The sequence below is a fragment of the Providencia huaxiensis genome (assembly GCF_002843235.3).
Lineage (GTDB): Bacteria > Pseudomonadota > Gammaproteobacteria > Enterobacterales > Enterobacteriaceae > Providencia > Providencia huaxiensis.
This window is the reverse complement of the sequence record NZ_CP031123.2, coordinates 1483414-1506659: the sequence shown is the minus strand read 5'-3', so window position 1 is coordinate 1506659 and position 23246 is coordinate 1483414. Positions and strand designations below refer to the sequence as shown.

Sequence of the window (23246 nt, the reverse complement as noted above, 5' to 3'; positions counted from 1 at the left end):
AACCTTATTGAAATAATTTATTAACATTTTTATTAATGAGCAGAATTTTTTCACATTGATACTCAATGAAAAAGGCGTTAAGGTGAAAATAACTTTTGCCGGATATGCAATAATGAAAATAACTTTTGAAGAGCTTCAAGCCTTTATTAGCGTTGTAGATTGTGGTTCTATCACCGCAGCTGCAGAACAATTAAACATGACGATATCGACAGTAAGTCGTTTATTACTCAGGCTTGAAGAAAAAATAAATACGACGTTAATCTACCGAACAACTCGTTCGATTAAACTCAGTGATGAAGGTGCTGCATTTTTGCAGAAATCGCGAAAAATAGTTGAACTAGCTCAAGAAGCTGAAGATATGCTATCAATACGGCAAGCTATTCCTTCAGGTAAATTACGTATAGATGCATCAACCCCCTTCCTTACACATGTTATTGCCCCGTTGATCCCACAATTTTATGCACTTTATCCGCAAATCGAACTTGAAATCCATAACTATGAAGGGATTACTAATCTATTAGAAAAACGAATTGATGTTGCATTTCGTATTGGCACACTCAAGGATTCATCACTCAATGCTACTTTACTGGGCTTTAGCCAGAAACGTTTAGTTGCTAGTCCTTCCTATTTAGAAAAATATGGCGTACCACAGAGCGTTGATGAATTGAAAAAACATTGCCTATTAGGTTTTACTCATCCAGAGTCCTTAAATACATGGCCTGTTACGTCGCATGATGGACAGTTATTAAAAATTACCCCCGATATTGCAGGTGCCAGCGGTGAAGTTTTATTTCACCTTGCTATTCAAGGTGCTGGAATTCTATGTTCTGCTGATTTCGTCACGCAAGACGCCTTCGCAAGTGGGGAGTTAGTACAAGTGTTAACAAAAGAAACCATTGAGATCCGTCAGCCCATAAATGCAGTTTATTACCGTAACCAAGCTGTTTCGCCACGGCTGCGCTGTTTTATTGAGTTTATAAAAAAGTACTCAACAAAAATTGAACCATACTAATGTTATTTATTTCCCTGCTCTCTTTGTGCAACTCGTTTTTTAAATCCCGTTAATGTCATTCCTGTATGCCGTTTAAAATAGCGGCATAAATAGGATGTATCTTCAAAATTTAATTCATCAGCAATTTGCTTAATGGACAGATTACCAACTTCTAATAATGCTTTTATTTCTAGAATAACTTGCCTATCAATTAATACTTTTGGCGGGTCATTAAAGAAACTTTGACTAATCTTAGATAAGTAAAATGGCGTAATAGACAATTTTTCAGCATAGAATTTTACTTCTTTATATTGTTTACAGTAAATTGTAATTAAGTCCCAAAAACGCCAGCATAGTTGCTCTTGGCGGCTTTTATTTTCTGGTTTACTAAATGTGTGTTGAGTATGATGATTAATTTCTAAAAATAAATTTTGCAAATGATTTTTTAACTGTAATAACCCATGTTCGCCCCAGTTATGTACTATAGCTAGCAGAATATACCTCCAGTTTTCAAGTAGCTCCACTTTTCCTAATGGCGTTGAAATAACAGGAAAATCATTAAAAAAAGCAAACAGTTGACGTGGTAATGCATAAGCAATTTCTGTTGCTAACTTTTTATCAATCAACCAATATTCCAAACGAAAATTACGTGATTTGGCTTGCAGCATTGCAAAGGAGTCATCATATAAAACGATAATATCGTTTTTACGTACCGGGTGCCGTTTAAAATTAATATTGAATACTGCATGTCCTTGCTTGCATATACAAACCGTCACATAAGATGTCTTAATTGGTTTACATTGCATTTCATCCATATTGCTTTCACCAATCCGAATGGCTTCAGGCAAATCAATCTGATAATTTTTTAAATGCTGCATGATTATTGTGCTTTAATTTGCTTCATATGACGCAAGCATAACAAAAAAGTTGCCATAAGTACCCAAAATGAACAAGTTACGCCCTTATTTTATTTCCATAAATACCTAAAATGGTCTCCAAGTTTAAAAACACCTTACGAAGAGACTAGAAAATGCTACTTACAACAAATAGGTTAGTATTGCGTCCTTGGCAAGAAACAGATGCCGCTGATTTATATTTCTATGCAAGAGATGAAAGAGTTGGCCCAATCGCAGGTTGGCCAGCTCATAAAAGTGAAGAAGAGAGTCTTTCTATCATCAAGAATATTTTTATGCGTGATGAAATTTACGCTGTAACGTTAAAAAATGAAAACCAAGCTATTGGTCTGATTGGATTATCATTTAGCCATGAAAGTAATTTCCCCATTGGGGAAAATGATGCAGAAGTTAGTTATTGGATTGGTGTACCCTTCTGGGGTAAAGGCCTTATACCAGAATCAATTAACGCCATCATGCACCATGCATTCACTAATTTAAAATTAGATAATTTATGGTGCGGTTACTTTCAAGGTAACGAACAATCTAAAATTGCCCAAGAAAAATGTGGCTTCAAATACTATGCAACTCTTGAACCTCAATTTATTGAATTAATTGGTGAAACTAAGACAGAAGATGTCAGTAAAATAACCGCTAAAGAGTGGCAAGCTCGACAGTAATATTTGATTCCATCTATACATATGGCCAGCATTTATCTGTTTGGCCTTTTTCTTATTAATTTATTGTCACAACTCATTTCAAGCTGAATAAAATTATTCTACCGTGTTCCTATTAATGCTATGATTTTTCGATAATTATAAAATTCATACTTTCACTAGGATCACAGGTAAACACATGCAGGACTATGGTATTTGGACCGTTATTACCCCCATTGTGACGATAATTTTGGCGATATTAACTCGCCAAGTCATGCTTTCATTAATGTTAGGAATACTCGTTGGTTTTACTGTTATTCATGACCACAATCTACTATTAGGTGTGCAAGGTACCGTTGATGGTATTATTGATACGTTTTCATCGGCGGGGAATACGCGAACAATTGTCTTTATGGTCATGATTGGTGGGATCATGAGACTTGTTGTCGTTACAGGCGGAGTTCGCGCTCTAGTTCAGTTACTCACAAATAAAACAAAACTGATTAAAAACCGTAAATCTACTCAATTGCTCGCCATTATCATTACCTCTCTTATTTTTATTGAAAGCTCTATTAACCAGCTAGTAGCCGGAGCTTCAACTAAGAATCTCGCACGACAATATGGCGTTGCCCCTGAAAAAATGTCCTATATTATCCAAACGGCGTGTGTTTCTGTTTGTTCCTCCGCCATTATTAATGGCTGGGGAGCGGTAATAATGGGGTTAATCGGGGTACAAATATCCCAAGGGCTGATTCAAGGTGAACCTTTTGATATTTTAATTACTTCGATTGGATACAACTTGATGGCATGGCTATCCATTATAACTATTCTATTCTATGTATTCACTAACGTTTCATGGGGCCCCATGAAAAAAGCGGAAGAAAAATATCAACAGAATTTCATTGCAGGGAATATTTCCCAATTACAAAGCCAAGATAGCGAAGAAGAGATTATTGACCATCCTAATGCTCATTCCTCATTAAACTTTTTTATTCCTATTTTATCGACGGTGTTAATGGTACCTATTGCTCTGTATATTACAGGCGACGGTGACTTTAGCAAAGGAAGTGGATCGACTTCCGTATATTGGGGTGTCATGTTTGGTACAGTGGTTTCTTTCTGTTGGTTTGTCGGCCGACGCCTATTAAATATTGATGCGTTCTTCAAAGAGTTGTTTATCGGTTATGCCAACATGCTAAAAATTAGTTCAATTATGATTTTAGCATTCTTAATGGGAAATGTTTCTGCTGAGTTAAATACAGGTGCTTATATTGCTGAAGTTACTCAGGGCGTTATGGCGCCAGGGTTTTCTATTGGCTTTATCTTTATAATTAGCGCCATTATGTCTTTAGCAACAGGTACCTCTTGGGGAACTTTCGCTATAATGATCCCTATCGGAGTTCAATTAGGCCTGTCTGTAGGAATGCCTGTTGAATATATGATAGGTGCAGCAATTTCTGGCTCAATATTTGGTGATATGACCTCTCCAATCTCTGCGGATGCTATTGTTGCCTCAATGGCGACAGACTGCGAACATATTGAACATATCCGAACACAAATGCCTTATGCACTTGTAACGGCCAGTGTTGTACTTGCTATTTACCTTTACCTTGGTTTCTCTTATTAATTATTGGGAGTTTAGATGTCTCTTCAACAACAATTAGTACAGTTCGCAAAAATAGATTTACTTAACGCATCGACTCCTCTTAATCGATTAAATAATTTATCGCATAAGTTTGGCCGTGAGATCTATATAAAACGTGATGATATGACCCCTCTTGCCATGGGGGGGAATAAATTACGTAAACTCGAATTTTTAATGGCCGATGCATTAGCCAAAAAAGCAAAGATTATTGTTACTGCGGGGGCAATTCAATCAAACCATGTTCGCCAAACCGCGGCTGTTGCTGCCATGTATGGGCTTGAATGCGTCGCTTTGTTAGAAAATCCAATTCAAAGTGATAACCCTAACTTTCTGCATAATGGTAATAAATTATTAACCGACTTATTTGCTACTCGTTGTGTCATGTGTGATGAATTAACTGACCCACAATCTCAAATGGAAGCACTAATTGAAACTCTTTCTCTTAAAGATGCCTATATTGTTCCTGTGGGTGGGTCAAATGTATTAGGTGCTTTAGGCTATATTCAATGTGCTATTGAGATAGCTCAACAGAAGCCAGAACATATAGAATTTGATAAAGTTATTGTTGCATCTGGGAGTGCTGGGACACACGCAGGGCTTGCCATTGGTTTGCAAGAACTATTACCACAAAGCCAAGTGATTGGCGTAACCGTTTCAAGAAAGCAGCAAGACCAAGCCCCTAAAGTCGAGAAATTACAAACCGAGTTGGCTCAATGTCTGGCTCTAACGAAAACCCCAAAAGTACAATTATGGGATAATTTCTTTGCCCCGATGTATGGAATGCCAAACCAAAAAGGCCTCGCTGCAATCAATTTATTAGCGAGGCAAGAAGGTATTTTATTAGACCCAGTTTATACCGGTAAAGCCATGGCTGGATTAATTGACTACTTAGAAAACTCGGAAGAAAAAACTCCCGTTCTGTTTATTCATACAGGTGGAGCTCAAGCATTATTTGCTTACTCAGATATTAGCCAAACAATTAAATAATTATCAGTTAAAAGGGCTAAATTGCCCTTTTTTCTTCTTTAGTACCAAAAATGCTCTACTTTTCCTCTTCTATGACGTTTATCAATTGATTGCTATACACTGATAAAGCACAGGAGAAAACATTTATGAACCAAGTTCCCCATATACTAAGAAAAGCCACGAAACATGATGCATTATTGCTACATAAAATAGGTACGGAAAGTTATTTGCATCATTTTGCTACATTATGGAATAACCAAAATGAACTTAACACATATTTAAGTCAAGAATACAGCACAGCTAAAATCACTGCAGACCTTAATCAACAGCATATTGATTGGTATATTATTGAAAATACTAGCCCAATCGGTTTAGTAAAACTAACCTATCACTCCTGTATACCTGAAACCGATTTAGCTGGTACTTTATTAAATAAACTTTACTTTTCTCCTGGCGCTACAGGTAAAGGTTATGGAAAAATCGTATTTAAATTAATTGAAGCGCTCGCAAAACAGCAAGGTGACTCTTTGCTATGGCTAGATGTTCTCGCAAGTAACACTCGAGCAATGACATTTTATCAGTCAAACGATATGCATATTATGAAAGAAATTTTATTTACAAGCGAAACTCAGCAATCTCTTGAATATATTATGAGCAAAACACTTTAACTGAATATATTGTCACTATAGGATATTCATGAAAAATACAATTCTTATCACTGGTGCAACAGGCCAGGTTGGTCACTACCTCGTTCAATCATTACAGGAAAAAGGCTATCATGATATTGTTTTAGCGGTTAGAGATCCTGCTAAATTGAAGAACACACCTTATCGAACTGTTGTTATGGATTACGATAAGCCAGATACTATTGAAACCGCTTTACAAGATATCGACTCTGTTTTCATGATGACAGGCTATACCATTGATATGCTTGTACAAAGTAAGGTTTTTGTTGATATCGCAAAAAAATCAGCCGTGAAATATATCGTGCATTTAGGTGCCTGTGGGGACGATGACGCGCAAGTGGCACATTGGGCATGGCACCAACTTATTGAACGCTATATTGAATGGTCAGGAATACAATTTACTCACCTTCGCCCCGAATCTTATATGCAAAACTTACTGGGTTATCAAGGAGATGATAACTTGCAAAAAGGCGTCTTGCGCTCTTATTTTGGCAATGCGGTACTCAGTTGGGTAGACTGCGCCGATGTTGCTGAACTTGCGGCTTATTGCTTACTTAACCCGCAACAGCACGCAGGCCAAATTTATCGCCTTGGTTATGAAAATAGAAATTACACACAAATAGCTGAGTTATTAACAGAAGAGTTGGGGATCCCTTTCAGCTATCAGGCAGAAAATCCCGATGAATTTTGGCAACATGCCCTTAAAAATAATTTAGAGCTCGCCTATATGAAAAGTATCTATGACCATTATGTAGATTTTACTAATGGAAAATTAGACCGCTCAGGAATGGTTTTCGATAATTTTCAAACAATAACAGGCAAAGCACCGAGATCACTTAAAGAATTTATTTTAAAGCACCAAGAACAATTTAAATAAACGTAAAATAGGCCTCTACTTGGCCTATTTTTATATTATTTTTTATTCGCAATAAGTATTCCGAAAACAATTAATATTCCGCCAATAAAAATCACTGTGCTGATTTGCTCATTAAGAAATAGAGTTCCCACAATAACCGCACTCAGCGGATTTAGTGCAATAAATGCCCCTGCACCCGCAGCCCCTAATTGTGAGACCCCCTGATAATATCAGACGTAAGCTATTGCTGATCCCAAAATACCCAAATAGCCCAAACTCACTAAATCTTTTAGAGAAAATAATGATACCGTATCTAATGTGATATCGAGACACAACGACGTTACTATCAATAACAAAGTCCCAAATAACACAGCGTAAGTTACCGTATGTAATGCTCCTATTTCTTTAATAACGTTTTTACCTGTTACAGTATAAATCCCCCAACTAACTACACATCCTAGAATAGCTAGATCTCCTTTACTAACCATAAAAACATCACTGCTCGGCGCTTTATCTGATAACAAGATTATTGCCCCAACAACACATAACGTAATCCCAGCACCTTTTTTCAATGAAACCTTTTCTTGCCAAAGAAGAAAAGAAATGAACGCTATCATGGCAGGGTTAATGGCGACTAATAATGCGGCTCTTGACGCAGGAATAATTTGTAAACCATAAAAAAATAAAATTTGATAAATAAACACGCCACTGGCCCCTAATAACATAATCTGCCATAGCTGCCTTTTATTTATTCGTTTCCAACCTAATCGACCGAGTATAATGACAAGAACCAACGAAATACTGGCAAAAAGAAAACGCACCGTCGCGGATAATAACGGTGGAATTTCAGGTTGAATAACCCTACCTGCAATGAATGTTCCTCCCCAAATGACAGATACACATACCATTTGGAAAAATATAAAATTACTTGGTCGTCTTTTCATTTCTGTTATATTGCTCATCCGTGTATTCCCTGTTATCAACTCATATTTCGCTTCTCTTTACATGATGGATAAGCTAACCTTAATGCTGAGTCATATCCTAATGAGCATTTACTCATGACATTAAGCCAACTTGAAATATTCACAATAGTAGCCGAACTCAAAAGTTTTACGCTTGCTGCAATGAAATTAAACATCTCTCAATCGGCCATTTCACACGCGGTAAAATCCCTTGAAAAAGATCTTGGTGTCGTGTTATTTACTCGAGAGCAAAATCAAACCACGTTAACTGAGATAGGAAAAAAACTCTTATTAAGAGCTCATAATATGCTCAATATTCAGGAGGCGATGAAGCAAGAAGCATTTGCTGCAAATGGTCTGAAGGCGGGTATTTTGCGAATTGGTTCTTTTGGTCCGGGGTCATCTTTAGGGCTCCTACCGCCATTACTCGATAAGTTTCGCCAAAAATATCCATTGATAAATATTATGGTTGATGAAGGCGATGATGAAACCGTTACACAGTGGTTACAAGAAAAGCGAATTGACGTTGGTGTTGTCGTTCTACCCGATGAACGCTTTGATACGTTTAAAGTCAAAGATGACCAAATGGTTGCTATACTGCCATTAGGCCATCCTCTGGCAAATGAACCTTCTATTTCTTTGAAGCAGCTTTGTGATTACCCATTTAATTTAACCCAAGCGGGTTCTGGAAAAATCGTTCTAGATTTATTTCATTCACAGAAATTAACGCCAAAAATTCAATTTAAGACAAAGCAATTGCTAAGCACTTTTACACTCGTAGCTCGGGGAGAAGCAATTTCTATTGTTGCACAATTAGCAATTCCTGCTCATCTTCAAGACATCGTGATTAAACCCCTTAACCCACCGGTTAAGCGTAGTATTGCTTTTGCTGTTAATAACGAAAACCAAGCATCACCTGCAACGAAGGCATTTTTACAAATTGCAAAAAAACTATATTCGTGATCAGTCAGTGCTATTTCGCAACTGGTAAGTAATTACGTATAAATATGGCTCGTTTGGGTAAATCTCTTTGATAAGCGCTTTCAACGTCTCTAGACTCATGGCTTCTTGCTTAGCATGGTATTCAGAAATGTCATCATAAAAAATTGGCTCTACCGACAGTATTTTAATATCAGTATAATATTCGCCTGTTTCCAGCGCGTATACCTTCACAATAGTCCCAGGAATATAATGGCTTTCGCTTTTATCACGGATAGTGATAATTTTTTTACCGGAAACCACCAATGGAAGTAAACGCTCAAAAAAGGTTATCGTGTCAGGGGCGTTATTCATAATATTTCTCTTATTTCTTATGCAATGCCTTTGTTAGGAGCCCCTATTTTCTTATAAACCTAATAAATTGCAATAAAATGGTTCTTTTTGTGCTTCCAATTTTACGAACACTATAGTGAACACTCAGTTTTATATACAATCAAACTATAAAAATATTATCTACTACAATAAATTGAGTACACATAATGAATAACAATGAAAATTTGTTCTATCAACAAGAACACTATTTTTGGGCTGCAATATGTGCAAATGCGGTGAAAATCAGCAACCAAACTAGTGCTTATTTTTCTGAGCTGCCATTACCTATATTTAATTATATTTATCTCCACCAAGGCGCTCTCATTTCAGATTACGAAAAGGCCGAAGCGTTATTCAAACAGCAAGCTAAACCTTATGTATTGGTTGTTCATGAACAGGTACTTTCAGCATTTGAGACGGAAATAGCGACACGTGGATTAATCGCAGATGGTGAATCAACCGCAATGATTTTGCCGCAAGAGGCTTTATCACAATACAATTCACCACCACAGCTTAATTCTGGTTTTCAGGTAGCACTGAGCAATGATCAACTGAAAGATTGGGCTCAGCCTTTAATTACAGCATTCCCTGTCGATTCTGATACAGATGAAAGTGACTCAACTGTTACCGACGAGTATATTCGTTATCACCAGAGAGCGCTTGATAAACAAACTAATATGGTGCATTTAGTCTTATTTGCAGATCAGCAACCAGTCTCAACCTTAACTATGACATTTAATAATCAAACAGCTCGACTTGATGATATTGGTACTGATATTCAATACCAAGGTAAAGGGTTAGCGACTTTACTTATTAAACATGCGCTATACCTTTGCCATCAGCAAGGGGTTAAACAGTGTGTATTAGAATCATCCAGCGATGGATTATCTATCTACAAAAAGCTGGGTTTTGAACCTATATTTAATTACTACAGCTACATTGCAGAGTGATTTTATTAAATGCATCTTAATAACCGAGGTGCCTAATTGTACGGGGGTGACATAATAATGGGAGTAATCCCACTAATATATCCACTTTATTTTGTCACCGTTTGGTACCAATGTTGAATATCTGTCACAATTTGTTCTGTCTGCAATTGCCCATTTTTATCTTTGAAAAAATGGTCTAAATCTTGATATGCTCGATAACTAACATGGGGATTACGGATTTGTTGCATCATATTATCTGTACCATGAGCATCCACATTGGTATCCGCCATTGTTTGTATCACTAAATGTGGAGTTTTGACTGACTGGATAAGTTTTGAATTATCAATGGTAAGCATCTCATACCACCATTTTGAACCATGTCCACTGACAAATTGGTCGTTATTTAATTGCTTTTGTTTTACCGCTTCTGCAAATTGTTTAAAACCTTCTTTTGAGTTTGCAACCTCTTCTTTAGGTGTATTATTTTCAATACTGTACAATACGTCATTGATAAAATATTGACCACCAACATTCAATGCAACGGATGCGGTAATAAAGTTTTCTTGAGCAACAATTAAATTAGTCACCAACGCACCTTCACTTCCGCCTAATAGCACGATGTGTTGGTAATCATTTTTCAATTGTTTTAATACCGCTATATAATTATTGGCACGTTCTAATGGCGAGTCTTTTGACATATAGTCAACAGGACATTCTTCTTCCGAAGCTTCTTCATCATTAGTCCCCACCTGACTGTTTAGCCCTGTTTTTTCAACTAATAAAATGTCATTATCAGGAAATACAACACCGAAATTTTTCAGCATGTTTGGGTTATTAATGACGCTTTTACAATCTGAGCCTTGTAATAAAACTAATAAATCCTTTGATTTTTCTGCTTGCTTTTGGATTAAGTAATAGTTTATTTCTTCGCCTGCTAAGTGAAGAGTTTGCATACTCACAGGTAAATCCTGAGCAAATATACTTAACGAATAAGTCGAAAATAACAAAGCAGCAATTTTTAATTTCATCATACACTCATCATGTTTTGTAAGGGTCTTTCGACGATATTATATTGAGTTCTTTATAACAAATAGCACCTAAAATGCCCTCACGATATAAGATAAACGTTAGATATAATGGCCTATGCTTGTGCGATCTTTATTGCCATATTAGTAAACAAGTCAGCCGTTTGTTTATTCAATTCTGTTGTCATAACTAAGATTGAAATTTGATCACAATTGGCAATCTTATACCTCGCGACCCCGGGTAACTTGTCCGCGGTCACTCCCATGATAACTTGATTACTGCGCTCAAAAAGGATTTTCTTAAATTTAGATTCTTCATAATCGAATATCGAGACCCCCATTTGTGGATCTAAAGCACAGCCACCAATAAAGCATTGGTCAAAATGAATTTGGTTTATTTGATTTACTGCAGAAATATCAATGCTCGCGCCAACTTGGCGGTTTAATTTCCCACCAATTAAAATCACTTCATATAGTGGTTTTTTCATTAATTCCAATGCTATTGATGGAGAGTGAGTCACAACCGTTAACGATAGTTCTGAAGGTAAATAACGAGCGATTTCTAAGTTAGTTGAACCTGAATCAATAAAAATACAGGTATTTTGTTTGACTAGTTTATTGCAAGCCTTCGCTATTTTGATCTTTTCATCTTGGTTTTGTGCCGTTCTCTGCTCGAATGTGCCCTTTTCTTCAAGCATACTAACCGCTCCACCATGGACTCGTCGGCAAGCGCCTTCTTGTGCTAGCTCATTTAAATCCCTACGAATGGTATGCTCTGAAACTTGCATTTTACGGGCTAATGTCGTGCAAACCACTCGCCCTTCATCTTGTAGTAGCTGGCGAATTTTATTTTGCCTTTGTTCTGGAAAAGCGACATAATCGAGCATGGAATTCCTCATTGACTATTTTTATCAATCATAATCGAGCAAGAAAAGATGTCAAACACTATCTTGTTCAAGCACTCGAGGACAACTAAATGGCGCACTCTCCGTTACCAGATAGCTTTTTCTTACATGAGCTTGCAAATACTGCCGGTAAAATTTCCCTTGAATACTATCGAACACATGAACTCAGCGTTATTGCAAACAAACCCAAAGTGAACTATCGCTTCGACCCAGTCACTCAAGCAGATAAGCTAGCAGAAAAAGCCATGCGAGAACTGATATCCAAACATTACCCAACGCATTCTATCATGGGTGAAGAGTATGGAATAACGGGTACTGGTCCCATTCAATGGGTGCTTGACCCCATTGATGGAACCCGCCCTTTCCTTTGTGGTCTTCCTTTATGGGCAAACCTGATAGGCCTAACTGAACATGGCAAAGCGGTTATGGGGATGATGAGCCAACCCTATATTGGCGAACGTTTTTGGGCTGATCAACACGGGAGCTGGACCAGTAGCTCTCACGGGCAATATCGCTTATCTACTCGCAAGCAAGTCAAACTCGAACAAGCCATTTTGCATACCACATCACCAGAACCTATTGCAGCACGCCCAGACATTCATTTTATGACGCTGGAGAAACAGGTACTTATGACTCGCTATGGAGGAGAATGCTATGCAATGGCAATGTTAGCAGCGGGTAGAATCGATATTTGTGTCGAATTCGCACTGGAACCTTATGATATTGTTCCATTAATCCCTATTATAGAACGTGCGGGTGGCATAGTGACTACATTGGATGGCAACCGAGCCGAAGCTGGCGGTGCCGTTGTTGCAACGGGCTGCCCATATCTTCATGAACAAATTCTGACTATCTTAAATACAGGTAGTTAATTTTATTTTTTAAGAAGTACTATAAAATGCAATCTACTCAACAAGTTAATAGCCATATATCTTTAATACCCGCTAAAAGGGAGCAAATTTCTACTCGAATTATTTTTTTTATTGCTGGTTTTGTTACCGCGGCTTGGGCAGCCATTGTTCCTTATGTCAAACTTAACACAGGAGCAAATGATGCTACCCTTGGCATGCTGCTATTATGTTTTGGTGGAGGAGCACTTATTGCGATGCCAGTGACTGGAGCATTAGCTGCCAAGTTTGGCTGCCGCCGCTTAATGGTTTTTTCCACCATCGCCTTTAGTTTGTTATTCCCCGTTTTATCCTCTTTATCGCAAGTTAACTTTATCATTATTGCCTTATTATTATTTGGGATTTTCATTGGTTTAACGGATTGCGCGATGAATATTCAAGCAGTGATTGTTGAAAAATCATCTGATAAACCAATCATGTCTGGTTTTCATGGTTTTTATAGTGTCGGTGGCATCGCGGGTGCAGGTACCATGAGTTTAGTTTTGCTACTTGGTGCTTCCGCAACAATGTCATCAATCATCATTTCAGTTGTTGCAGTGGTTTTGTTAGCTATTTGCTATAACGGTTTAATCCCTTACGCTAATGCCCCAACTGGCCCGCTTATCGCTATCCCAAAAGGCGTTGTTTTGGTGATTGGCATCGTCTGTTTTGCCGTTTTTCTTGCTGAAGGCGCAGTACTTGACTGGGGCGCTGTATTCTTAATTGAACACCATGGATTAAAAGAGACTTTAGGCGGTTTAGGGTTTGCTGCTTTTGCTACAACCATGACTATTGGCCGATTACTGGGCGACAAAATTGTTATGCGAGTCGGTTCCGCACGTGTCGTATTTTTAGGTGCTTTACTTGCTTGCCTCGGTTTTGTTATTGCTGTTTTATCTCCTCATCTCATATTGGCCATCATGGGTTTTGCATTAGTCGGTGCGGGTTCATCTAATATAGTACCAGTGATGTTTTCTGCTGTAGGGAAGCAAAAAACGATGCCAGAGGCTCTTGCCGTACCCGCAATTTCTACTTTAGGCTATTTAGGTATTTTGGCGGGACCAGCTGCTATTGGTTTTGTTGCCTTCCAACTATCGTTGGCGACTGCATTATTATTAATCTCTGCACTATTAGTTATTATTGCTTTTGTGACTCGTTTTATCCGTGTTTAATTTTTTAGTCTCATTGGGCTACTAGGTTGTAGCCCTATTCTCCGTTTTCTGTCATCAATTGTTCGTATCTGATAAAAATGGGTGTAATCGTGCTTTATTTATAGGTTTCATCTATATAATTATTCATTAAACTATTAAAATCCTTTCTAATTTTCCTGCTATCGATTTCGTTGTAAACACTGAGGCTTAATGGACCCGACTCATAAAAAAAATATTATTATTATTGGAGCTGGTTTTGTTGGTACAACATTAGCTTGGTATTTATCAAAACAATCTGATAAGCAGGTCATTTTGCTTGATAAAGCACACGCAGGCCAAGGTGTCACACAGCACGCTTTCGCTTGGTTGAATGTGTCATATGGAAGGCCTGATGCCTATAGTCAACTGCGCCAACAGGCGCTTGTTGCATGGCATGAACTCGATGAACACACTGATGGAAAGTTAAATATCCAGTGGACAGGTGCTCTCAGCTGGCAAGAAACAGATTCAGCAACTGCAGAATATGTCTACCACCACCAACAGAGTGGATTTAATGTCGAATTATTGGACAAGTCAACCGTTCACAAGATGGAACCTTGCTTATCTGTTTTACCTGAACTCGCTGCATTTTGCCCAGATGAAGGTAGTGTTGACCCCATTCATGCAACAAAAACGCTATTATCCTTTGCTATTGAACAAGGCCTTATTTACTTACCTGAGCAGGAAGTTCAAGCTATCTTGCAGGAAGGTGGACGCATCATTGGCGTAAAGACTCAAACAGATACTTTTTTGGCTGAACAGGTTATCGTGACTGCGGGTACAGACGCGACTGCACTTATGCAATCGCTACATGTTGAATTACCTGTTATAGCCTCGCCCTCTATCATTGTGCATATCAATGGCTCCACCGAGCAAACATTGGTTCAACATATCATTTCGACACCACAAATGGAGCTACGGCCAGCAGGTTCAGGTAAAATACTCTGTGCTGAAGACTATATTAGTGAAAAACCTGAGCACAATGCGGTGGCTATCGCACAAAACGCCCTTACAACGATTAAAAATTCATTTATAGGTAGTCATACGTTAAATCTTGAAAACGCTTTCATAGGAATGCGACCTATGCCTAAAGATGAGATGCCAATTGTCGGAAAAGTTGCTGATTTCGAAGGTTTATATATTATCAGTATGCACGCTGCGATCACGCTAGCGCCTTTGATATGCCAATTGGCTCAAGATGAAATCTTGCATGGAATAGAACAAGCTGCCCTTGGCCCATATCGATTAACTCGTTTTGTATCAGGTAACTGACAAATGAATATTCCGTTGTACTATTTAAGACATTATCAATCGATTGAAAAAACGTTTTGGACATCTATTTGTGAACATAGTATCCAGATTGCACAACACACAATTTGCTATTTAACGCCCCTTAATTCGCCGGCGTTTAACTTCATTTATTTGCAGCCTGACTCGACCAGTCACGCCTTTATGCAGGCTCACAACCTGTTTGTTTCACAGAAGAAAAACCATACCTTAGTGATCCCCGAAGAGATGCTCCCGCAGGTGGTTAATGAGGCCGAATCTTTAGGGTATAAACGTGACAGCGTCACTACTGCGATGGCATTAACCTTAGCTAAGCAAAATGAAGTTGAACTGCCTGATAACCAAGTCGATATCGTCTTAGCGAATCACGATCTGTCCTTGTGGGCAAAGCCTCTGGTTTCTGCATTTTATCTGTCAGAAGAGCACGACCAGGTTATTCAGGAATATGTGCGTTATCATGAAGATGCACTACAGCAAGGCGCTCCACAGTTTCACCTTGTGTTACTCGTCAATGGCGAGCCTGCGACCTCAATGACTGTGACGATTGAAGGAACGTTAGCCCGTTTTGATGATATTGGTACTGAGCCAAGCTACCAAGGTAATGGCTACGCTTCACAACTCATTGATTACGCACTTGCATTTTGCCGCCAGCAAGGCGTAGAGCACTGCTTCCTAGATGCGTCTGAAGCAGGTTTTGACCTATATAAAAAATTCGGTTTTGAGCCACTATTCCGCTATATCAATTATGTCTGGTGCAAGTAATTTACAACAATTGAGTTACTTGTAGAGGCATCTAATCTGGGATCATTGCTCAGGCAATGGTTCCAGATTCAGCCATTCCAAATCAATCCTAATAACAAAATCCGTCTGATGTTTACATATGAAAATTAATATTATTGGCACGAGTGGCAGCGGTAAAAGTACCCTTTGCCAGCAACTTTCTTTGTTGTTAAATGTCCCTCCTATTGAGTTAGATAGCTTATATTGGCTAGCAAATTGGCAAGGTTCTTCGGATGATGAGCTTAGCCAGAAACTCACCGCTGCATTAGATAACGCGGGATCTGGATGGGTCCTTGATGGAAACTATACACGGACTCAACCCATTAAATGGAAAGAGGTTGATATGGTGGTTTGGTTGGATTACTCCTTGCCTCGAACCCTTTATCAGTCTATTACGCGTACATTAGCGCGCATTTGTTCTGGGCAAGAGCTGTGGGAAGATACAGGCAATAAAGAACGTTGGAAAAATGCATTTTTCAGCCGCGATTCGATAATTTTGTGGCTGCTAAAGACCTACTATCCAAATAAGAAAAGAAACCTAAGTCATATGGCAAACCTCAATTTACGCCATATTCAGTTTGTCCGGCTCACTTCTCCAAAAGAAACAAATTTATTTTTACAGCAGATGAAAGCTCAAGTTCAGGGTTAAGAAACATCTCGGTAGTCATAAAAACCACCGAGATAGTTAGTATTTTACTCAGCGATTAAAGCTCATCACATGCCGTTTTTAACATCGCAGTTTGTTGGAATTTTTCAATTCCTAACTCAATCAGTCGGCTGATTAATTGTGGGTATGTCATACCACCTTGCTGCCACAATTTTGGATACATACTGATATTTGTAAAGCCAGGCAATGTGTTGATTTCATTGATGACTACATCATTGTTTTCCGTTAAGAAAACATCCACACGGGACATTCCACTGCAATTTAGTGCGCGGTACGCAGATAAGGCAATCTCACGTATTTTATCACTCACGGCATCATCTAATTGTGCAGGAGCCACGACAGAAGCACCATTTTCATCAATATATTTAGTGTGGTACGCATAGAAACTGTCGTGTAATACGATTTCACCACAAGGGCTGGCAAGAGGTTCTTCATTACCCAATACGGCGCACTCAATTTCACGCCCTTTTACTGCGCTTTCAATAAGGACTTTCATATCAAATAAGAAGGCAAAATCCAGCGCCGCGTTAAATTCCGATTCAGTGCTGACTTTACTGATCCCGACAGATGAACCTTGATTTGCTGGCTTAATAAAAAGTGGTAAGCCTAATTGCGCCACGGTCGCTTCATATTCAGTTGTTGCACGTTCATTTTTGAGCACTGTTATAAATGGAGCAATATTTAAGCCTGCGTCTCTAAGTAATCTTTTGGTAACGTCTTTATCCATGCAGGCAGAGGAGCCTAAAACACCTGGGCCTACAAACGGCAAATTCGCCATGCGCAATAACCCTTGTAGCGAGCCGTCTTCGCCTAAGTTACCGTGAACAATAGGAAAAATAACATCGATTTGTGGCAATGGCTTGGCATCTTCTAATGAAATAAATTGCTCGCTCGTTTTACCTGGAACAAGTGCGATGGCTCGCTTAGGCGTATTTAACGCAATACGAGAGGGATCATCACCATGCAATAAATAATCAGATTCGTTATATTCATGCCATTGCCCTTCTTTATTAATCCCCAAAAGGCATACATCAAATTTATTGCGATCTAACCCATTGATAATATTTTTAGCGGACTGTAGTGAAACTTCATGTTCTGTTGATCGACCACCAAAAATAACACCGACTCGTATTTTGCTCATTATTTGCTCCGACATAAAACACTAGACCTAGCCGAGAAATATAGCATGCAAAGAAAAGGTTATGGCATAAATTATTTATTTTTCATTAAGACTCGCTGGCTTTATAACCAAACCTTCTTTTTTTGATAGCTAATTATCTTTTATCTATCAGAGTTTCAATACTGATATTCACCTGTTCAATTAGCCACTGCGTAAAAATAGCCGCTGCACTACCTTGCTCAACAGGTTTCGATGACAATAAATAGTACGCTGAATTATCTTCAATAAAACCATATGGCGCGGCTAATTGTTTCGATTGTATTTCGTCGGCAACCATCAAAAATGACGCGAGAGCCGCCCCTTGCCCAGCTAAGGCCGCTTGAATACACAAGTAAAAGTGCTCGTATGTAATAGTTTTACTATTTTGAAGCGCTATTTCTTTTATATTTTGCCAAGTTTCCCATGCATTGGGTCTAGATGTGGTTGATAGCAGTGCTATATGACTAGCGTTTTTCTTAAAATCAAGTTCAGGCCGAACCACGACTCCCATTCGTTCTGAACACACTTTTACCGCGCAAAGATTGTCATTCCATTTAAAATCATTACGCCTCAATGCTAAATCAACGTTCGTTTTTGTGAAATCAATTACACCACCAGCTGCGACTAAATGTACTGTAATATGAGGATATTGCTGATAAAAATGCGTAAGTCGAGGTATTAACCATTTCATTGCAATTGTTGGTTCACAAGACAAGCTAACAACATCAGGAAATGTGCTGTTTTTTATCTTTTCAATACCATCTTTGAGCTGTTCAAATATCGAACTAGTGGTTTGTAACAATATTTGGCCGTTCGCTGTTAAAAAAACAGCACGGTTCCTTCGTTCGAATAACTCAACACCAAGGTATTCTTCTAATAAACGAATTTGTCGGCTAATCGCACTATGAGTCACATTCAACTCATGTGCCGCTTGCACAAAACTGCCTGCTTTTGCAGCAGTATCAAAAAAACGTAATGACGTTAATGGTGGTAGTTTCATATATAGGTAACTAAAACTGACAGATTTGCGTCAGGATAAATCGCTTTTTAGTTTTATTCAATCTATTGATAATAAAAACAATAAATAAACAAGCGATTTCAAAAAAAATACATTTTTGGTCTGTTTTTATTACCTTTAAGGAAATTAATATGAATGAAATTATTGCAGTAGCGACTATAACCATTTTAGCTGTTATTAGTCCGGGACCGGACTTTGCTATGGTAACTCGTAATAGTTATACCTATGGAATTAAAACAGGCTTACTGTGTGCGCTAGGTATCGCTATAGGTGTGCAAGTTCATGTGTTTTATACCGTTTTCGGCATCACTTTAGTCATTTTGAGTTCACCAACATTATTCTTAATCGTTAAACTTATTGGTGTATTTTATTTGGTGTACATCGGGTTTAAATCATTGACTAATAAAGTCAAAATATCCTCAGACAAGACCACCTCAAAGCCATTATCGGCCTTAAATGCATTTAAAAATGGTTTTTTAACGAATGCGTTAAACCCAAAAACCATGTTTTTTGTGGTCTCTGTGTATAGCCAAGTTATCAGTACACAGAACTCAATTTGGTTAAATTTGAGTTATGGCCTATTTATTTCTTTCGCTCATTGGCTTTGGTTTAGTCTAATTGCTATTTTCTTTGCAACACCTGTAGTACGAAACAAAATTCTTAACTACCAATTCGTTATGGATAGAACAATTGGTACTCTACTCATTCTATTGGGATTATCTTTATTATTCTTTAATGTAAATTAATCTTATATTCACACAAATGATCGCTATTTGCCCTGCAACCGATAGTATTCATTAACCACTTTCGCCAACTCAATAACATCTTCAGGAATATTGAGTTTGGTGAGTTTCTCAAATGGCACCCATTCAAATGGAGCAAAAGGCGGTTGTGATGAGGGTAATAGCTCACATAAGTAAATCATATCAATATGCCAATGGTTTCCTCTCTTTTTATCCGCAATAAATTCTTTCAAAATAGCAATGGGCAACGGTAGTACTTGTGTATGAGATGAATCATGCACTTGTGAGGCAAATGGCAAACCGCAACTAATCACTCGGCACTCTAGCCCTGTTTCCTCAAGAACTTCTCGAAAAACAGCATGTTGTGGTTCTTCATTCTCTTCAATGTGGCCACCTGGGGGTAACCAAAAACCAAGTTTTTGATGTTCGTGTAATAAAAACTCACCATGCTCATTACGGATCATTGCTGTTGCCGTAAAATGTTTAATTTCCTTTCTCATCTCACCACTTCTCTTTTTTATTGTGCCATTCTTACCTTGTATTTCTGGTGTCGAGCCTAACACCTTGTTGCCTTCCAGTCATATGGCATTAGCTCTGCTAATGTCACTTGCGTGTTTTCATTGACAGCAACGACTGTTGACTGGTTTTTATCCGACAACTGACTTAGCAACTCCCTGCAGCGCCCACAAGGCGGCACGATACAACCTGAAGCATCAACGGCAACAATGGCTTTAATGACTGATTTGCCATTTTTAAGCATATCTGCAATAGCGGCATGTTCCGCACAAAAGCCAAGTGAACATGCAGAATCAATACTGATACCACTATAGATCTCACCATCTTCTGTTTCTAATGCCGAAGCCACATAGCCAGTTTCTATATAACCATTAAAGGTGGCGGGTTTAGCATATTGCTTTGCTACTTCAATTAAGTGTTTTAACATCATTTTTCCATTAACTATTCTATTGATACATCTTATTAGACGTTAATCCGATAAAAAACATCAAATTTTTTGTGCTTTATTCTAAGTCCACCATATAGAGAATGACTGATTTTATTGTTTTCACCACTCACTAAGCCTTTTTCAGTAAGCTCACGATACACCTGTGACACTGTCACTAATGAAATACCCTCTTGCTTAGCAAAAGCTCTATGGATCGAAAATCGAGCTCTGGGCTTCAATTCTCCACGAGAAATCTGCTCTGCTATTTTATCAACGTTTTTTTGGTAACGAGCCTGAGCCATGTGATTGTTGCTGCGCCCAAAAGATTTGCAGGATGAGTTAATTATTGAAAATATGGGGCATTCAAAGCGCGGTCTTTCAAAATAAATTGTCGTATGCTTAGTTGATACGGTTAGCTGTAAACTTTTAGGGGACTAAATTGGAAAACTCATTTGATTATTATAAGCAACAAGTTATGTATTCTGAGGACGGGGCTCCAAATGAAACCCCATGGGTTAACGGAAAACCTACGCCAAAGGATATTCAATTTCTGATAAAACCATTATGCGGTTAGTGCAAGTTTTGCTCCAAACATCAAGAATACGGCACCAATACAGCTATTAGAGAACTTAGACAGTTTTTTATTATGTTTGACCATATTCGTTACAGCAACCGCACCAAAGATCAGCAGTGATAAGTAAATCATGCTGCAGGTTTCTAAAATTAGGCCAAGAATGAAAAATGGCACACCTGCACTTGGGTAAGCTGGGTCAATAAATTGGATAAAAAATGAAACATAAAAAATGATCATCTTAGGATTTAGTAAACTTAAAAAAACAGCTTTTTTATAGGTACCCTTGGTTTCTAAGATAATTGAATCAACATCACCTGTATTTTCTTTTTTATATAATACGCTATACAGGGTTTTCATCCCTAAATAAAATAAATAAGCTGCCCCTGCGTATTTTATAACACTAAAAAAGATAGGTGATGTTTTTACTAAAGATGCAACGCCTAAAAATGAGAGAAAAATGAGTATAGCATCTCCTGTAAAGACACCTAATGCGGCTTTATAACCATTTTTCACACCATATTTTGCACTGCTAGTTAAAACAAATAAAGAATTAGGGCCTGGTACCAGTGTAATAAAAATAACACCGATAAGATAAGTCCATAAATTTGTAATACCGAGATTTTCAAGCATAGGAAACCCGCTAACTCAATAAAAGTTATAACAAAAAATTCACATTGTTTCTTTATGGTTATTATGATACAGGCTTTACATGACTTGTAAAAGATATCACTGCCCGATAATTACATTACGATACATAAAACCAATTAAATGCAAAATACTAGATAAACAACATTGAACCGGAGGATTAAATTGAAATAATAAACCAAAACAAACCTCTTAATCAGAAGCTAGCTATAAACAGCTAGTCGAATAGAGATAAACACCAAAATTTAAATCTAAAGCGGTATTTAATACCATGGAATAAATAAAAATAGCAGTAGTGATTTGATTAAGGTTTCGCGTTATAACATAAAAGTCGGTGCTATTTAGAAGTAAAGTCGGATAAAGCCTGTATGAAACTAAAATATCCCACCACTAATATTTTATCTCTTTAAAATCAATCAAATTATATAAGTACTCATAACTACAATAAGGTTAGCTTAAATGGCGTCACAACAAAATAATCAATGGCAAAAAGCGATGATGGCAGGCGCGGTTCATACCGCTCCTCTCAATCTCGCTGTTATTCCTTGGGGAGTTTTAGCGGGTTCAATGGCAGTCGAAACTGGTCTCGATTTCTGGCAAAGCGTAGCGATGTCTGCAATGGTATTTGCAGGCGCAGCACAGTTAGTCACTCTTGGGTTGCTTAACTCGGGTGCAGGCTATATCACAATTGTCATTTCTGTTTTTTTTATTACTTCCCAGCACTTACTCTATGGGCTGACTTTGCGCCCCCAAGTTAAAGACTTTACAACACCTCAGCGCCTTAGCATCGGCTTTTTGCTGACTGATGAACTATTTGCGATTAGCGCTGCTAAACGCCAGAGTTTAAGTTTTCCCTATCTCTTTGGTGCTGGGTTTAGTTTTTATCTTGTTTGGTTAATTACTAGCCTTTGTGGGATTGCCATGGCCAATATTGTGGGCGATTTGAGCCGCTTACATCTCGACTTTTCTGTGGTTGCAACTTTGCTCGCAATCGTCGTTCCATTAACCAGAAAAATAAGCACACTTTGTGGCGTTATCTTTTCGCTCGTTGTCGCTATCGTACTTTCAATGTACTCCTTTAGCAGTGCTATTGTTATCGCAGGTGTGGGTGGGATGTTTGTATCAGTGGCTGTTTCACGTATATTGAAAGAAGAAAAATGATTTGGCTTTTAATTATTACCTTAACAGCGGTTGTTTTTACTCTACGTTATATTTTTCTAATACCACAGTTGCCAATACGCCTCCCACTTGTGGTTCGTCAAGCGTTAGGGTACTCAGCACCTTGCTTATTAACCGCAATTTGTGCTCCTGTTATCTTATTGGAAAACCATGAGCTACGTTCCTTCCCAGATAATCCTTACTTATGGGGGGCGTTATTCTGTGTCGTTGTTGCCTCAGTATTGAAAAATATGCTGTTAACTGTCGGTCTTACCTTAATATTTTTCTATTCCCTTATTTATTTCATCGGTTAACTTATTATTCAGGATAAAGCATCGTTTAGCACTTTGCTTTATCTTGGTTAATCCCT

The 23246-nt window shown here is 38.1% G+C and carries 26 protein-coding genes and 1 pseudogene; 16 read left to right on the top strand and 11 right to left on the bottom strand.

Annotated features, from left to right (window positions below; translation table 11 throughout):
• The first annotated feature begins 112 nt into the window (after positions 1-112).
• Positions 113-1012: a LysR family transcriptional regulator gene (locus CYG50_RS08605; RefSeq protein WP_181489781.1), complete on the top strand. Its 900-nt coding sequence runs from the start codon at positions 113-115 to the stop codon at positions 1010-1012.
• Positions 1013-1014: 2 nt separating this feature from the next.
• Here CYG50_RS08605 and CYG50_RS08600 read toward each other — a convergent pair whose 3' ends face one another.
• Positions 1015-1869 (bottom strand): helix-turn-helix domain-containing protein, encoded by an 855-nt coding sequence (locus CYG50_RS08600; RefSeq protein WP_102140319.1) that lies wholly within the window; start codon positions 1867-1869, stop codon positions 1015-1017.
• 152 nt (positions 1870-2021) lie between these two features.
• Between CYG50_RS08600 and CYG50_RS08595 the strand changes: the two genes are divergently transcribed.
• The 5 genes from CYG50_RS08595 (at position 2022) to CYG50_RS08575 (ending at position 6714) form a co-directional block, all read left to right on the top strand.
• Entirely contained in the window at positions 2022-2564 is a 543-nt protein-coding gene (locus CYG50_RS08595; RefSeq protein WP_102140320.1) for a GNAT family N-acetyltransferase, read from the top strand.
• A gap of 175 nt (positions 2565-2739) precedes the next feature.
• Complete coding sequence (locus CYG50_RS08590) at positions 2740-4167, top strand: Na+/H+ antiporter NhaC family protein (protein ID WP_102140321.1); 1428 nt, start codon at positions 2740-2742, stop codon at positions 4165-4167.
• 15 nt (positions 4168-4182) lie between these two features.
• The gene (locus CYG50_RS08585) at positions 4183-5172 is read left to right on the top strand and encodes a D-cysteine desulfhydrase (protein ID WP_102140322.1); all 990 of its coding nucleotides are present in this window, start codon (positions 4183-4185) and stop codon (positions 5170-5172) included.
• A 125-nt stretch (positions 5173-5297) separates the two neighbouring features.
• Positions 5298-5819, top strand: coding sequence for a GNAT family N-acetyltransferase (locus CYG50_RS08580; RefSeq protein WP_102140323.1), 522 nt, complete (start codon positions 5298-5300; stop codon positions 5817-5819).
• A 28-nt stretch (positions 5820-5847) separates the two neighbouring features.
• A complete protein-coding gene (locus CYG50_RS08575) occupies positions 5848-6714 on the top strand; it encodes an SDR family oxidoreductase (protein ID WP_102140324.1) in 867 nt (288 codons plus the stop codon).
• Positions 6715-6749: 35 nt separating this feature from the next.
• Here CYG50_RS08575 and CYG50_RS08570 read toward each other — a convergent pair.
• Positions 6750-7601, bottom strand: a pseudogene (locus CYG50_RS08570) (DMT family transporter).
• Between the two features lie 150 nt (positions 7602-7751).
• Between CYG50_RS08570 and CYG50_RS08565 the strand changes: the two are divergent.
• Positions 7752-8618, top strand: coding sequence for a LysR family transcriptional regulator (locus tag CYG50_RS08565; protein ID WP_102140325.1), 867 nt, complete (start codon positions 7752-7754; stop codon positions 8616-8618).
• On the opposite strand, the gene yqfB is transcribed toward CYG50_RS08565, so the two are convergent.
• Complete coding sequence (gene yqfB, locus CYG50_RS08560) at positions 8619-8948, bottom strand: N(4)-acetylcytidine aminohydrolase (protein WP_102140326.1); 330 nt, start codon at positions 8946-8948, stop codon at positions 8619-8621. It abuts the gene before it with no gap.
• 185 nt (positions 8949-9133) lie between these two features.
• On the opposite strand from yqfB, the gene CYG50_RS23470 reads away from it, so the two are divergent.
• A complete protein-coding gene (locus CYG50_RS23470) occupies positions 9134-9916 on the top strand; it encodes a GNAT family N-acetyltransferase (protein ID WP_102140327.1) in 783 nt (260 codons plus the stop codon).
• Positions 9917-10002: 86 nt separating this feature from the next.
• On the opposite strand, the gene CYG50_RS08550 is transcribed toward CYG50_RS23470, so the two are convergent.
• Together CYG50_RS08550 and CYG50_RS08545 are read right to left on the bottom strand one after the other, a co-directional pair.
• On the bottom strand, positions 10003-10926 hold the full coding sequence (locus CYG50_RS08550) for an alpha/beta hydrolase family protein (RefSeq protein WP_168222837.1): 924 nt from the start codon (positions 10924-10926) through the stop codon (positions 10003-10005).
• 110 nt (positions 10927-11036) lie between these two features.
• On the bottom strand, positions 11037-11807 hold the full coding sequence (locus CYG50_RS08545; protein ID WP_102140329.1) for a DeoR/GlpR family DNA-binding transcription regulator: 771 nt from the start codon (positions 11805-11807) through the stop codon (positions 11037-11039).
• Positions 11808-11896: 89 nt separating this feature from the next.
• Here CYG50_RS08545 and CYG50_RS08540 point away from each other — a divergent pair, with 89 nt between their 5' ends.
• From CYG50_RS08540 to CYG50_RS08520, 5 genes are all read left to right on the top strand, one after another.
• Complete coding sequence (locus CYG50_RS08540) at positions 11897-12697, top strand: inositol monophosphatase family protein (protein WP_102140330.1); 801 nt, start codon at positions 11897-11899, stop codon at positions 12695-12697.
• Between the two features lie 26 nt (positions 12698-12723).
• Complete coding sequence (locus tag CYG50_RS08535; protein WP_102140331.1) at positions 12724-13884, top strand: MFS transporter; 1161 nt, start codon at positions 12724-12726, stop codon at positions 13882-13884.
• A 189-nt stretch (positions 13885-14073) separates the two neighbouring features.
• Entirely contained in the window at positions 14074-15174 is a 1101-nt protein-coding gene (locus CYG50_RS08530) for an NAD(P)/FAD-dependent oxidoreductase (RefSeq protein ID WP_102140332.1), read from the top strand.
• 3 nt (positions 15175-15177) lie between these two features.
• Positions 15178-15951 carry a GNAT family N-acetyltransferase gene (locus CYG50_RS23465; protein ID WP_102140333.1) on the top strand — a complete coding sequence of 258 codons (774 nt, stop codon included), beginning with the start codon at positions 15178-15180 and terminating at the stop codon, positions 15949-15951.
• Between the two features lie 118 nt (positions 15952-16069).
• Entirely contained in the window at positions 16070-16618 is a 549-nt protein-coding gene (locus CYG50_RS08520) for a P-loop NTPase family protein (protein WP_102140334.1), read from the top strand.
• 55 nt (positions 16619-16673) lie between these two features.
• On the opposite strand, the gene ddlA is transcribed toward CYG50_RS08520, so the two are convergent.
• Positions 16674-17777 (bottom strand): D-alanine--D-alanine ligase, encoded by a 1104-nt coding sequence (ddlA, locus tag CYG50_RS08515; RefSeq protein ID WP_102140335.1) that lies wholly within the window; start codon positions 17775-17777, stop codon positions 16674-16676.
• A gap of 133 nt (positions 17778-17910) precedes the next feature.
• Positions 17911-18795 carry a LysR substrate-binding domain-containing protein gene (locus CYG50_RS08510; RefSeq protein WP_102140336.1) on the bottom strand — a complete coding sequence of 295 codons (885 nt, stop codon included), beginning with the start codon at positions 18793-18795 and terminating at the stop codon, positions 17911-17913.
• Positions 18796-18944: 149 nt separating this feature from the next.
• On the opposite strand from CYG50_RS08510, the gene CYG50_RS08505 reads away from it, so the two are divergent.
• Positions 18945-19559, top strand: a complete 615-nt coding sequence (locus tag CYG50_RS08505) for a LysE family translocator (protein WP_102140337.1) — start codon at positions 18945-18947, stop codon at positions 19557-19559.
• Between the two features lie 23 nt (positions 19560-19582).
• Here CYG50_RS08505 and CYG50_RS08500 read toward each other — a convergent pair whose 3' ends face one another.
• The 4 genes from CYG50_RS08500 to leuE form a co-directional block, all read right to left on the bottom strand.
• A complete protein-coding gene (locus CYG50_RS08500; RefSeq protein WP_166267453.1) occupies positions 19583-20056 on the bottom strand; it encodes an NUDIX hydrolase in 474 nt (157 codons plus the stop codon).
• 56 nt (positions 20057-20112) lie between these two features.
• Complete coding sequence (locus tag CYG50_RS08495; protein ID WP_202981455.1) at positions 20113-20499, bottom strand: cytidine deaminase family protein; 387 nt, start codon at positions 20497-20499, stop codon at positions 20113-20115.
• Positions 20500-20534: 35 nt separating this feature from the next.
• Complete coding sequence (locus tag CYG50_RS08490; protein WP_102140340.1) at positions 20535-20801, bottom strand: GntR family transcriptional regulator; 267 nt, start codon at positions 20799-20801, stop codon at positions 20535-20537.
• A 260-nt stretch (positions 20802-21061) separates the two neighbouring features.
• Positions 21062-21703, bottom strand: a complete 642-nt coding sequence (gene leuE / locus CYG50_RS08485) for a leucine efflux protein LeuE (RefSeq protein WP_102140341.1) — start codon at positions 21701-21703, stop codon at positions 21062-21064.
• A 474-nt stretch (positions 21704-22177) separates the two neighbouring features.
• Here leuE and CYG50_RS08480 point away from each other — a divergent pair, with 474 nt between their 5' ends.
• Both CYG50_RS08480 and CYG50_RS08475 read left to right on the top strand, forming a co-directional pair.
• Positions 22178-22879 (top strand): AzlC family ABC transporter permease, encoded by a 702-nt coding sequence (locus CYG50_RS08480; RefSeq protein ID WP_102140342.1) that lies wholly within the window; start codon positions 22178-22180, stop codon positions 22877-22879.
• A complete protein-coding gene (locus CYG50_RS08475) occupies positions 22876-23190 on the top strand; it encodes a branched-chain amino acid transport AzlD family protein (RefSeq protein ID WP_102140343.1) in 315 nt (104 codons plus the stop codon). The genes CYG50_RS08480 and CYG50_RS08475 overlap by 4 nt, the downstream gene beginning before the upstream one ends.
• Positions 23191-23246: the final 56 nt, after the last annotated feature.